The organism is Microbulbifer mixtoriginis (SeqCode), assembly GCF_052466765.1.
The window spans coordinates 4,515,962-4,528,489 of the sequence record NZ_CP174289.1; the positions used below are offsets into that span (position 1 = coordinate 4,515,962).

16 protein-coding genes are annotated in these 12,528 nt (G+C 43.7%); 12 read left to right on the forward strand and 4 right to left on the reverse strand.

Annotated features, from left to right (window positions below):
• Window positions 1–201: 201 nt before the first annotated feature.
• The gene (locus ACJJIV_RS19695; RefSeq protein WP_444890082.1) at window positions 202–372 is read left to right on the forward strand and encodes a hypothetical protein; all 171 of its coding nucleotides are present in this window, start codon (window positions 202–204) and stop codon (window positions 370–372) included.
• 399 nt (window positions 373–771) lie between these two features.
• Here ACJJIV_RS19695 and ACJJIV_RS19700 read toward each other — a convergent pair whose 3' ends face one another.
• Window positions 772–1,128, reverse strand: a complete 357-nt coding sequence (locus ACJJIV_RS19700) for a hypothetical protein (RefSeq protein WP_444890083.1) — start codon at window positions 1,126–1,128, stop codon at window positions 772–774.
• A gap of 392 nt (window positions 1,129–1,520) precedes the next feature.
• Window positions 1,521–2,087, reverse strand: a complete 567-nt coding sequence (locus ACJJIV_RS19705) for a DNA-processing protein DprA (protein ID WP_444890084.1) — start codon at window positions 2,085–2,087, stop codon at window positions 1,521–1,523.
• 440 nt (window positions 2,088–2,527) lie between these two features.
• Here ACJJIV_RS19705 and ACJJIV_RS19710 point away from each other — a divergent pair, with 440 nt between their 5' ends.
• From ACJJIV_RS19710 to ACJJIV_RS19750, 9 genes are all read left to right on the forward strand, one after another.
• Entirely contained in the window at window positions 2,528–3,229 is a 702-nt protein-coding gene (locus ACJJIV_RS19710; RefSeq protein WP_444890085.1) for a hypothetical protein, read from the forward strand.
• A gap of 294 nt (window positions 3,230–3,523) precedes the next feature.
• Window positions 3,524–3,721 (forward strand): hypothetical protein, encoded by a 198-nt coding sequence (locus tag ACJJIV_RS19715; protein ID WP_252082020.1) that lies wholly within the window; start codon window positions 3,524–3,526, stop codon window positions 3,719–3,721.
• An 826-nt stretch (window positions 3,722–4,547) separates the two neighbouring features.
• Complete coding sequence (locus tag ACJJIV_RS19720) at window positions 4,548–5,312, forward strand: substrate-binding periplasmic protein (protein ID WP_444890086.1); 765 nt, start codon at window positions 4,548–4,550, stop codon at window positions 5,310–5,312.
• Window positions 5,313–5,678: 366 nt separating this feature from the next.
• Complete coding sequence (locus ACJJIV_RS19725; protein ID WP_444890087.1) at window positions 5,679–6,506, forward strand: hypothetical protein; 828 nt, start codon at window positions 5,679–5,681, stop codon at window positions 6,504–6,506.
• Window positions 6,507–6,649: 143 nt separating this feature from the next.
• Window positions 6,650–6,958, forward strand: a complete 309-nt coding sequence (locus ACJJIV_RS19730) for a D-Ala-D-Ala carboxypeptidase family metallohydrolase (protein ID WP_444890088.1) — start codon at window positions 6,650–6,652, stop codon at window positions 6,956–6,958.
• Between the two features lie 210 nt (window positions 6,959–7,168).
• The gene (locus ACJJIV_RS19735; protein ID WP_444890089.1) at window positions 7,169–7,651 is read left to right on the forward strand and encodes a YcxB family protein; all 483 of its coding nucleotides are present in this window, start codon (window positions 7,169–7,171) and stop codon (window positions 7,649–7,651) included.
• 226 nt (window positions 7,652–7,877) lie between these two features.
• Window positions 7,878–8,234 (forward strand): 3TM-type holin, encoded by a 357-nt coding sequence (locus tag ACJJIV_RS19740; protein WP_444891733.1) that lies wholly within the window; start codon window positions 7,878–7,880, stop codon window positions 8,232–8,234.
• A complete protein-coding gene (locus tag ACJJIV_RS19745; RefSeq protein ID WP_444890090.1) occupies window positions 8,231–8,449 on the forward strand; it encodes a holin in 219 nt (72 codons plus the stop codon). The genes ACJJIV_RS19740 and ACJJIV_RS19745 overlap by 4 nt, the downstream gene beginning before the upstream one ends.
• Window positions 8,450–8,468: 19 nt before the next feature.
• Complete coding sequence (locus ACJJIV_RS19750; protein WP_444890091.1) at window positions 8,469–8,996, forward strand: hypothetical protein; 528 nt, start codon at window positions 8,469–8,471, stop codon at window positions 8,994–8,996.
• A 343-nt stretch (window positions 8,997–9,339) separates the two neighbouring features.
• On the opposite strand, the gene ACJJIV_RS19755 is transcribed toward ACJJIV_RS19750, so the two are convergent.
• Window positions 9,340–9,495, reverse strand: a complete 156-nt coding sequence (locus ACJJIV_RS19755) for a hypothetical protein (protein ID WP_444890092.1) — start codon at window positions 9,493–9,495, stop codon at window positions 9,340–9,342.
• A 201-nt stretch (window positions 9,496–9,696) separates the two neighbouring features.
• Window positions 9,697–10,233, reverse strand: a complete 537-nt coding sequence (locus ACJJIV_RS19760; RefSeq protein ID WP_444890093.1) for a hypothetical protein — start codon at window positions 10,231–10,233, stop codon at window positions 9,697–9,699.
• Between the two features lie 1,481 nt (window positions 10,234–11,714).
• Between ACJJIV_RS19760 and ACJJIV_RS19765 the strand changes: the two genes are divergently transcribed.
• Together ACJJIV_RS19765 and ACJJIV_RS19770 are read left to right on the forward strand one after the other, a co-directional pair.
• The gene (locus tag ACJJIV_RS19765; RefSeq protein ID WP_444890094.1) at window positions 11,715–12,050 is read left to right on the forward strand and encodes a DUF2489 domain-containing protein; all 336 of its coding nucleotides are present in this window, start codon (window positions 11,715–11,717) and stop codon (window positions 12,048–12,050) included.
• Between the two features lie 97 nt (window positions 12,051–12,147).
• Window positions 12,148–12,444: a hypothetical protein gene (locus ACJJIV_RS19770; protein WP_444890095.1), complete on the forward strand. Its 297-nt coding sequence runs from the start codon at window positions 12,148–12,150 to the stop codon at window positions 12,442–12,444.
• Window positions 12,445–12,528: the final 84 nt, after the last annotated feature.

Here is a 12,528-nt window from a genome sequence, read left to right on the forward strand (position 1 = left end):
TAGCGGCCTACACTCAGTACGATCCCTTAAAAACAAAGGGGGGACGTCATGCGCCTGTTACTACCTATTATCCTATCTGCCGCCTTGGCCGGCTGCCTCGAAGTCGAAGCCTAAGAAGAGCGGGGCTATGGCCGTCACGAGTGGCTACCGAAGTGGTCCGACACTGACGGCGACTGCCAGAGCACCCGTCATGAGCCTCTGGTGCAATACTCCCTGGCTCCGGTCAGTTTTACCAACGAGAAAGGTTGCACGGTAGATACTGGCCTGTGGTTGGACCCATACACCGGTAACTTCTATATTCTGGCCTCTGATCTGGATGTTGAATACATCGTCCCACTTTCCAGGGCGCACGAGCACGGTGGTGCCAACTGAACTGTAGAGCTGAAGAGGCAGTTTGCCGAAGACCCTGAGAACCTCTGGTTAGTCGATGACGGCTGGAACCAGAGCAAGGGCGACAAAGGCTCGGACGAATGGATGCCGCCCTATGAGCCAGTCTAGGCCATCTATGTTAAGCGCTTTATGGCGATAGTTGAGATGTATGGGCTAAAGTTCTAACGGAAAGAGTTAGCCCAAATGTTGGCATTCTTGGGAGAGTAGGCGATTGTCAGATCTCGGAGTTCATAATCTGCTCTATTTATTAGAGAAGCGGCCTCCCCTTATTGTGTAGGCTGCTTCTCTTAAAATAAGCTCATCAAGTGGGAACATTCAACCTGTTGAAATAGTCCTCATTATTAGTGGTATCGTGAAGTTGTTTGTGGTTATTGATAGCTTTTACCAAGAGTATTTGAGGTCTATCCACTCGCCATTGTCATTACAGTAGGCGTTAACGTCGCAATAGTTCTTACAAATCGAACCTCTGCTTATATTAATTATTGTACCTTCATGATGTGCTGCTTCAACATCTCCAAGCCAACAATCTTTTCCGGTTCTGTTGGTGGTATCAATCTCAACTTTATAGGTGCTGGATCTAAATCCTGAAGTTGTTTCCTTTATGACCCCAGTGCATTGATATAGCTCTCCCTGAAAAACAAAGTGGTGTGACAGTTGTTGGGATGGGCAGGTAGCGCTGTTGGCCATTGTAGTGACAGAAGATAAAACTACGGCTGCCAATAATTTTATTTTTAACATCAATAAATCCTTTTTTGATTAAAAGCTTGTATCAAGTCTTGTTTTTTATTTAAAACAACATTAAGTATTTTCCTTTGCGGGAGGTGTTGAGTTCAAGTTATGAAGATATAGTTTGTGCTGTACTACCGGTAATATATGGGCACAATGGTGCCAATTGGATGTGATAGTGAGTAGATTCGTAGATAGAGATAGCTAGAACAATTTATAGGCAGCGCTTTATGGCGAAAGTGGAGGAGTATGGGCTGGAGTTCTCGGAGCAGGAATCAGCCCAATAACTGGCTCTCTTAGAAGAGTAGGGTAGTTACAGCTCTAGGAGATCGTAGTCTGACTTAGTTCTTAGGGCTGTCGCCTTCCCTTCATTGATGAGTTTCATTGGGCCCTGACAGTTTAGCCTAGTGAATCCTCAGGGTTATGAGGGGCAACAGCAAAGAGGGGGGGGCCTGCAGGTAGAAATCTACATGTTTCATAGTCCCGCTTGATGCCGCAGACTCCACGATGACAGAAGATTGAGACAGGCCAACTTGAATCCTGTTTCTTGCTACAAAGAAGTGTCTTTGGGGTGATACGTCTTCAGGGTGTTCGGATACCCAGAGGCCTCCAGTATCGAGTATTCGCATTGCTAGCTTATAGTTTGCCCGAGGGTTTGCAGTGTGCAGGTCATGGGCAAGCACAGGGATAGTGTCTCCCCCGGCTGCCAGGGCGCCCTCATGGGCTACGGCATCAATCCCCAGGGCTAGTCCGCTTATGACAACATTGCCCTTAGTGGTGATGTAACCTGCGATTCTTCGAGCAATCTCCAGGCCGTTTGGAGAAGCGTCTCGAGATCCAACAATCGCAACGCCTGGCCGATTTAGTAGGCTGACATTGCCGCGGGCAAACAGTGTTGCCGACGGATTGGGAGTATCTTCCAGGACGACTGGATACTCTGGATTGCCGCGTTGAATCTCAACTATTTCCATTAAGAAGCAGTTTTGCAGAGAGCTAGTGTTAAAACTAGATGCTTAGGGTTATTGCCCCCGCGATATGGATGGTACTCAAAAAGATATTCTAAGGACATGCCAAAATCCTTGTAACACTTTACATCCTAGTGAAATTTGATCGTAAATATACAGCGGAAATTTAAATCATAAAACTGGATTTATTTTGGTTAAGCTTCTTGGTTTGGTGCGTTTTGTTTTTGCGTTGAATCATCGGTGGGCTTATCTGTCACTTCATGAGTTGCTAAAGTTTTTCGAGTTGCTTTTCGTTGTAGTGATCTTATTGATGTTTTTGTACTAGTGTACAAAAGGCTGAAAAACCTTTTGAAAGGAAGGGTTTCTTTGGTCTAAAAAAAGTTTTACTTTTTTGTTTGTCTGTGTATTCTTCGCACTCTGTTTTAAAGTGTTAAATGGATTTATTGATGAATAAAATAATTAAAATAACCTCTGCAGTATTAGGGTTAACAATTTCCTCGGCTGTATTTTCTGCAACGTGTTCTACAAGTGGGTATGATCCAAGCAGCTATCCTAAGGGAAGCGAATATCCAGCTGTGGGTGTACCGACAACTTTTTATCACGATACCCGGCATGTTGATTACAGCGGGAAAAAGGCAACCTTCTCAACCTCTACCGGATTTATGGGATGGGATGAGTATAATTATCAGGATTTTAAATGGAGAGCCAAAGAGTCCATTACATTTACGACCAGAGGACCACACTGGGTGACAGTTAAAGATCCTTTGTCAGCCAAAACAATTTGTAATGACGTTTCGGTTCAAAATAAACCTAAAATGAGTTTGCTTTCTTTTAGTTCATCTGATAGAACAGCAAAAATAAGTTATACCGTAGATGAGTATTCCAAGTTTGCCAAAGAAAACAAGTCTATGGCAATCGTATTCCGCTGGAGGTCTGATTTCTATGGGACAACTGGTAGCGCTGGAGGAGTCACTATCAATGGCTTAAGTGGTACTGTCACCGGGAATATATCAGTCCCTGGTGGCGATGATCTCTATGAAATTGATGCCGTCCTATCAGATGGTACTTATACTGCGGCGGTAAACCTGGGCTATATTAGAACTCAGGGCGATTCTAATCGGCCATGTGAACGCTGCAATAAGAACTAGATTACACAAGGCTATGAAAATTTCACTCTAGTCAAAAGAGTGTTGTGTGCTGGGTTGACCTTTTGTGAGAACGAGTCAGCCTAGCAACCAGTCTTTTTGGGTGAGTGAGGTACACCTTCAAGCACTCTCCCGGGAGTATCCTCCAGTTTCTTATTCAGCACCCATGTTTCATGCATACCCTTACTTCCAGTGCGGAACGGAATAGGCGCCGAATTCATTCCTTTTTTTATTCTGTATGTTTACACAGTATTTTGGTAAATTGCTCCTGTGTCGCCGGAAAGAAGGAGTTGGACCATGACATTTATAGATGTTGAGGCCGAGATACGCGCTTGCTTGAACACTATTGAGATGACTGCAGACACTACCGACCCGAAAATAAGGGATATGCTAAAGGTGCAGATAAACAACCTAGATGCAGCAACCAACACCCTGGTTGATGAGCTAAACACTCTTAATGAGAAGCAAGAACAGCTTAGAGAATTATTAAAGTAGTCAGGCAAGGTCAAGAGGTGGCGCTGTGGTCATGCGCCCCCTTGCCTGACCGCTCCCAGCCTCTCGACACTGTATGTATAAGCAGTATCTAGCATTACGGTGAAACTTACCCCTCTATACGGCAGCGGCGTCAGCTGCGGCTTCCCCTCACCGGCAGACGACTACAAAGAAGAAGCCCTCAGTCTAATGATCATTTAATAACCAGCGGCCTGACGACGTTCATGGCTCGTGCCAATGGCGACTCTATGCAAGGGGTGGGAATCTTCGACCGGGACATTCTTATCATTCCCGGAGAGAGCAGGAGATTCAGTATCCTGGCCCCATATGTCCTCCTTTGCTAGGAATATGAAGTCAAATTATCGAGAGAATCCAGAACCCGTGAACGAAGGAGGGTCGGAGGAAACTGATCAAGTTGTTGGTATGTAACTACGAGCGGTAAAGGGGCGCAATAAACAAGATAAGGCCAGAATTGAGTTAACAGTATTTTGGCTCCGTTACTTCCGAAGATGGGAATTGCAGGAGGTGGCAAAGGTGGCAGGTAGCTAGCATTAAGATTCTATGCCAAATCATTAAGTCCAGCATAGAAGTGGGCTACAAGATGCGAGAGAGGCTTTAGCAGGGATGAGGAAAGGCCCTTTCCCTTCCAGTTAATTAAGTACAATTTTTTATTATACCAATTTGCTCTGGCCATTGGCGCCTTAATTATTAAGCCTTATTAACAGTTAAAGTCGATTGTATTCGATATCGTATTTTTACATAGTATCTATGTTTTGGCCTAACCTGCTATTTAAGTATTAAGAATTTCCTGCTATTAAGGAGTTTTACTATGCGAAACAAGACCTTAAAGCTGCTAGTCTTGTTCCCATTATTGCTTGGGTTACCTTTATTCGCTAATACGTCGGAGTTAAAGGTCGCTATAGCTAATGATGCACCTCCTTATGTTGCTGATAACGCGAAGAGCGGGCTCGAAGTCGAAATAATCCAGCAGTCATTACCTGGGTATTCAATAAAATTCTTGCAGATGGGTTGGGGGGATATTCAAAATGCTATTAAAAATGGCATAGCAGATGCTGAGACAAATGTGTATGAGCATGGCGAGACGGGTGGCCATTTTTTCTCAAAGAAATATGTTGGATTTGTTAATTACGCAATTAGCCGCAAGAGTGAAGATATTAAAATAGATAATGTGAACGACCTTGTAGGGCACCATGTCATTGCCTGGAAGGGGGCTCACCTGGATCTAGGGCCAGAATTTGAGCGCCTTTTCTCGCCTGGAGGGGCAGGTAGCAAAAATTATGTTGAGATACAGGATTCACGAGATCAGGTCCGGGATTTCTGGCAGAACGAAGATTCTATTGCCATTATCGATAAGAGTATTTTTGCTCACTTCTCCATGAAACAGGGGCACTCAATGGATGAGGTGGATACTCATAAAGTCTTTTTACCGGTTTCGAAATTTAAAATGGCTTTTAAGGATGAAAAGACTAGAGATGAGTTCAATAAAGGGCTGGCCCGTCTTTGTTCTACAGGTGAATATGCAAAGCTTCTTAGGAAACATGGCATTTCGGAAAAAGCGAATATCTGCGAATGAGCTGGTGATCTAGATGCTATTAGAGGCTTTTAGGATTTATTGGCACGCTAATTTCTACTCTGTGCATATATAAAACTGTATTTATTGACAGCTAGCCATCAAAAGAATAATCTTGGGCAAGCTGTCGAGTTGTATGTATAGCGACCGATCATCCTTTCTTAAACCGGCCCCTAAGCCGGTTTTTTGTGTTTATTATTTAATAAGCTTTACTGTCGTTGATAAGCTTCTGTAGGCTTTAACTCATACTTTATATATTTTTTGATTAGATTTTTCGAAAAGTGTGATCAGGTGCTGAGTTTTGATGTGTGTTATAAGGTTCACTTTCTCTTCAAACGGTTAACTCAATTTATTTTTCAGTGAATTTTTATGTTTTTAAGAAATACCATTAAAACAGTGGCTGTCTCTGTGGCTCTATTTGCCTTCGGTGCGCAAGCTAAAACGTTCAAGTATGAACTTCAAGATCTACATTCATCTAACGGTGAAATACAGTACCCTGGCCTAAACTTGAATGGTGCTAGTTCTGTGATTTTGACTGTTGATCAAGCGGATCATTCAGTGCCCGCAATGCTAACTTCGTTAGAAATTAATTTTCCTCATGCGCCCGGTCTGTCAGTAAGTAATTTCAAAGAAGATGATCAAGGTTGGAGATTTTATTCTACCGTCGATGATGTTTGGGTGTATCGTCAGCTTGATATTGCAGTAGATGGTTTCAATGCTGGAAATCCAAATAATGCAATGGTTCACATTGAAGGCTTTGTCTCTGAAGCTGAAAATTTTATTGGGGAAGAGCGTTCACTAAATTTTGAGCAAAGACTATTTTCTGTTCATGGACAATTAGTTGAAGTTACTCCAAGCAAAGTTGTTGATGTTAAATCGTTTACAGTTGATGGCAGTCAGGTTGAGTTGTCGCTTAAAGATAATCCAGCTGTTGATCCAAATTCAAGCAATGGTGATATGGCATTTGTTATCGAATTGCTGTGGTTTGGAGAAGGGAAAGAAGTTTTTCATTTTCACGCACCCTACGGCGATGAGTCAAAGTTTTTTGAGGCATACAAGCTAGAAGTCTCAGCAATGCCTGGGCCTGATGGTGATGAAACAGCTGTCAGTATTAAAGCTAAAGACGCGCAAGGTATGGAGTTTGAAACACATCATATTTATCTTAAAGATATGCTGAGGGAAGCTTACGAGCTTTAATCGCATCCTTATTTTTGATTTAAGCTTTAAGATACGCTGTTTATTTAAAACAGTTAAAAAGTATTAGTAAAATCGTTCTGTAGCGACACTAATTTTTAAAAATTAACCCGCCCTGTGCGGGTTTTTTTATTTCTGGTGCTTCCATGTTTGATAATGACTATTTCACAGAGTTGGAATTGGCCTGTCGTTGTTGTGGCAAAAATTATTTCAAAGATGAAACGCTCAGGCGCCTGATCCAAGTTAGAGAGCGCTTTGGCAAGCCGATGATTATTAACTCCGGTTACCGCTGCCCAGTTCATAACGCTCGATTAAACGCCACCATGACCCATACCACCGGGCAGGCTATTGATGTTCAGGTGGCGTCAGGCAGGGTCTACCGGTTAATTAAAATCACCCAGGAGGAAGGTTTCACCGTTATAGGGGTATGGCAAAAGGGGGCATTCAAAAGGTGATTCCTTCACCTGGATGACCTTGAATCAATGCCGGGCGAGCGTACCCGCCCTACAGTCTGAAGTTACTAGCCGTCCCGCTGAAGTGTATAAAATTTGTTCGGCAGTCTGGTTTGAAAGATTACTTTGGAAAACTGACGCGGAATTGCTTCCGAGGCAGTGATCAGGATAATAGTGGTCAAGATCATCAGTATATAAATGTTAGTAATAAGTATGAATAAAATCGAAGTTAAGATAACACCCGATGATTACTATCATTCCCAATGGGTTCATCAGAAGCTTAGTGTAAGCAAATTTTTTATCATTACGCTTTTAACAGTATGGCTTGCCTATTTTTTATATAGTGCTTTAAACGTTGAATTATCAATCGCCGTTGGTAGTGCCTCTGGCTGGCTACTTTGGTATTTTGGCTATTATTTGGTCTATCTGCGCTACAAGTGTAATAAAATTTATCGGCAGCAAAAGAGCTTAAATCTTCCAGCTCAATTCGAATGGGATCGTGAGGGCATTAACGCAATTAACGAAAGAGGGGTAGTAAAAATCAAATGGTCAGACTATGTCAAGTGGCGTGAAAGCAAGCGGATTATCATGCTTTATCAGTCAGATTTGATTTTTAACATTATTCCTAAATCATTATTTGAAAACACAGACCAGGAAAATGACTTTTTATCAAATCTGCAAAATATCAGCAGCTAATAAGACTAAGCACAATCGACCACTTCTTTATTATTTTGGGCTGACACCTTTTTGGTACTTCTGCGTTTTGGGAGTATAAATAAGCTACCTTGCGATTGTTGTCTCTAGCAGGTACCTAACCATATAAACCGGCCACTGAGCCGATTTTTTTACGTCTGGATAACTTTTAACTGGTGCAAGTCAAATCTACCCGTCCCACAATCTGGAGCTATTAAAGATTTCAGTCATATCAAATTTACTCGGCAAGGTCATAGATAAGGCATTCCCAGGTAAGACAGAAGCCAACCGCTTAAAGGCTCAGGTGGATTCAAAGTTAATCTCAATGGACCTGGAGGAGTTGAGAGCGGCTACCCAGGTAATCACTGCAGAAGCTGGAGGAGAGTCATGGCTTCAAAGAAACTGGCGGCCAGTAACAATGCTCACGTTCGTGGGGCTGACCGTCTTTCATTGGTTGGGGTGGACAGCGCCAAACCTCAGCGAGAACCAGACTCTCGCCCTTCTGGAAATAGTAAAAATCGGCCTCGGAGGTTATGTGGTGGGGCGCAGCGTTGAAAAGGCAGCTATTGCCTGGAAGCAGTCATGACACTTCAGGATGCTCTGAGAGAAATAGCGGATAAGGTTGGCTATACGACTGCTATTGGTGCCGGAGCTTTCGCGGGTTGGCTCGCAAACATCTGGCTAGGCTTTGCTGGTGTGCTGATAGCTGCAGCAGGTTTAATGGTTAATTGGTATTACAACCACAACCACAACCACAACCACAACCACAACCACAACCACAACCACAACCACAAGCGCTAGAAGCTGCAGGGCGGGCACGATGGGCGTTAGTGTAAAGCTGGATACTTCAAAGTTTGATCAAGCATCTGCTGAATTAAAAAAGCAATTACCTTATGCCAGTTCTGTCGCACTCAATAATTTGGCGCTACGAATCCGGGGAGAAGAAGGTGCAGCTATGGGGCGTGTATTTACAAACCCAGCAAAGTTAACTCTGAACTCCGTATTGGTAAAGAAAGCCACGAAGCGTTCAGGTATTGCCAAAGTCTTTATCCGTGATCAGGTTTCCAACGGTACTGCACCCGGCAAATACCTGGCCCCTTCGGTCATGGATATGAACTGGAACGACAAGTGCTTTGAGCGAGCCCTTTGGCATATGGGTGTTCTGCCTGCTGGTATGTATGTGGTACATGGCAAGGCGGCAAGATTAAACAAGCATGGGAATATCTCGGTCGGAGCCTATAAAAAATCCTGGCTGAATTGCGGGGCAGCTCTGGTACTGCTGGTGGTGCAGGTAGTTCGCAGGGTAAGAAGGGTAAATATTTCGTTGGCAAAGTTAATGGTGTCTTAGGAGTATGGAAGAGGGCAGGCGATAAACGCCGGCCAATGGTTAAGCCCATCCTGATTTTCCCCAAAGGCAAGCCATATTACCGCAAACGTTTCCCTTTTATCCGAATAGCTGAAGGCATAGCGCGGCGTCACCTGCCGATTGAACTGAATAAGACCATGGACCATGCGATTGCGACGCAAAGAAACGTTGAGCGGGTCCTCCTGAGGGGACCAACACACGGGTGATTCGGACCGAGTTTTTTAACAGATATCTGAAATTTCATAGGGGGTTATACCTTGGCTGCTGATATCTCTCTTGATGATCAGCCCACTCAATCGGGTTTTGTATGTCTAGTTGGTGCTTCTCAACCTGCTATTGCCAGCACTACAAAGCTCAGCTTTTTACGGTAGGTGCCAGTTTCAGAGTTTGGCTGCGAGCGGCTGCGAACTACCGCAACCACCTTATCCATTGCAGATCCAAGCACCGCCACGATCACCGTCAGCCAGCTAAGTAGCATCACCGGCCCAGGCCCGTCCGCACAAATCACCATATAAGCAGGAAAAAATCATGAGCAACACACCGAATAACGGCATCCCCTACGCCCAGAAAGGCACCCTAGACCCCGCCGCTAGCCTCAATCAGGCCCTGGATACTGCTGCAGCTGGAAATAGGGGGTATTTTTAGCGGAACCGAAAACTGGCCTTTTAACCCTGTACGGTGCTTAGTTAGCTGCGCTGGTTGACAGAGTATTATAGTGGTTTTGTCCATCTCTAAAGATGACTTCTAAAAGAGCAGCTAACTTCTTTTGAAGCCGCTGAAAATGCTCTTGATCCTTATCCAAAATCCCAACCGACTGCGCGGCAAGCTTAGTTGATTTCCTTAGGTCTTCAATCAGTCTATGTACTTCTGGCCCGAAATGCAGGGCCAGTTTCTCCAGCTTGTCATCAACTTTATTAAAGCGCGTGATGAAGGCTTCTTTGGATTTTGTAACTTTGCGGTCTGAACTATCGCCTTTTCTTATTTTCTCGAACTCCGTTAGAAGGCGGTTTAGTTTCGACTCCAGGCCATGTATCAAAAGCACGGCGTTTTCATATGCCTTCATCTTATGGTCGTAAGGGACTTTTCTCTCAGGAACTCCGCCGTCAAACCTTTTTAATGGCTTTATTACCCGCCAGAATATAAAAGCGCTAATTAGGAAAAAGGCTATCGTGACAACGGCAGTGCGAATGATTTTTGTTCCAAGTTCGAATTCGTCCATGATTTTTCCTTAAAAGGGGGGTGTCGTCGTGCGGCTGGAGGTATAGCTGAGTAGGGCCGCTGATCTCGTAGGCAGTTGAAGTGGTCAACCCTCTAGCCTTACATAGTTCCATTGCGGCTATGACCATTCCGAGTGGGTGAGGATGGTTGTGATAGGAGGAGATAGCCTATTAAAGCAGTAAATAAGCACTTGAAAACCTCGAGTCGCAACACGAGGTTTTTATTGACCTGGCTTTAACGGCTAAAAACTAGCCTTGCCCGGGCTCTGGTCTGACTCCGCCTGTCCCACCTTCTACTGTCCCAGCTTTGATATCAGTTTCTACATTCATCATGTATTCCTTTTAACTAAAAATAAAGAGTATTCAAAAAGGTTGGTGTGGAGTCTATGGAAACTTAAAGTATTCATGTGACTTCCATATGGCAATTATCAGGCCACCTGAAAATACCTAAAATCTATTTATGGGGCAATAGTTGTCTTAATTTATAAAACATTATTTTTAGTGCAATTGTACTTATTAGGTTGTTCTGGTAACTCTGCAGCAGGCCGCGAGGGCTGACTCAGTAGCGAGCTGTATTGTTGAGGTGGTCAACCGCCTGGCCGTGCATCGTTCTATTACAGCTATGGCGAAACCTAGTGGGTGAGCGTTTTATTGGCTGCCTTGTGGTAATCAGGCAAGTTGACTCGCTTTATATATCCGAGATAAAAACACCTTCATCTATCCACAGGAAAAAAGTACTAACCTTTCGATTTCTAAGGGGTTTTCAAAATGATATATAGCAGCGAAAATGTCGGGATATGATGTGGCTGCAATACATCCACATATGTACGCTGGTGCCAACTGTCGGTAGTCTAATGTTCCTACAGGATTTTTTAAATCGTTGCCGAAAGAGGTCTGTAGATATAGTGATGGGTGATATATTACAGCTGCTTTTGAATACATTGTTATAGGCTAAGGAATCGTTCCATGAAGCCAGCATTTCTAATTCTAATTTCGTTATTATCGATTTCCGCTTTTGGATAGATTGGTGGTGCATGGATAGCTGAGAGTACTATCAAAAACAGTTATGGTGAACCAGCGGATATCTTTGAGCTAGTCCTCATCAGAGATGGCATAGACGTGTGTAGTTATTTTTATGGTACAACGCGGAGTAGAGCGAAGATCGATGGCTCCATTTTAGACGATATAAATGACCCAAAGGTGATCGGTACGTTTAAATCGAATGAAAATATGATTTTAACTCTATATAGTAACCATCAGGCACGACCTGTAAATGGATCGGTGAAAATTACCGATGATACTCTAATCTGGTCTGTGGGAAGCAAAGACTATCCACCAACGATTTGGCGCACTGCCGAGCTATCGCGCCGTAAATTGAAAGAGTATTAGCTTTTTACACTAAAAAAAATGTGCAGTAAAAGCTTATAACAAGTGCGTGCATTTGATCTTCGCTGTGGCAAATGACTCGGGCGTTAAGCATCCTATGGAAATTAGCCACGAGGAATATCTCGAAGAGAAGTGTAAGCGTGCCGTTGAATTCGCAAGCGGAATGATTGATGGCTCTATTCACTATCTTGAGGGGGCAATTGAACTTTCTTTACTAAGGTTTGAAGTCGGTCTGCCCGAAGATGATAAAGATTTTCTGGCAATTGCTGGTGTCGCTTCAGAAATCGATCATTTGCCGATCGGTACATCAAGGCAATATTGGTCTAATGAAGCCCTTGAGCGGCACGAGCCAGAAATAGAGCAATCTATCAAGTGGGCAAAGGAAGTCTCTTTGTCAGAATGTATATCTATCGTAGCAAGGTTCAATACTTAGCAAGGCCAGGCAGTATCGCCAGCAAAACTGGCTGGACCCCGCTACGTTCGCCCGCTGTTGGCGGCGTTATGTGTAAAGTAAGGTAGTACTAATAAGTATGGACAAAGAAAATATCTCAGACTTTTCTGGAAAATGTATTTCAATGCGTTTGACAGACTTGGAATGCAGTCATGATTTGCACAATCCACGCTTTGAATATCAAGGTGGAAAACTATTTATTGTTGGTGAGATTTCAGTTGGATGCAGTGAGTCAGGTTGGAATGCTGGTCATATTGGCGCAGCTGAATGGGCGCAAGTTAGAAGCTATATGCTTTTCGATGGTTTTACAGCGTATACAAAAGCAATAAAAGTGTCTGAGTCGTATTACGAAAATAGTGAAGAGAAAAACTCATAAGAAGTTACTGCATCCGACCGCCTACACTGCTCTCCCTTTGTGCTGTACGCTACGCTAGCACAAAGCGGCTCCATTCCGATGGTG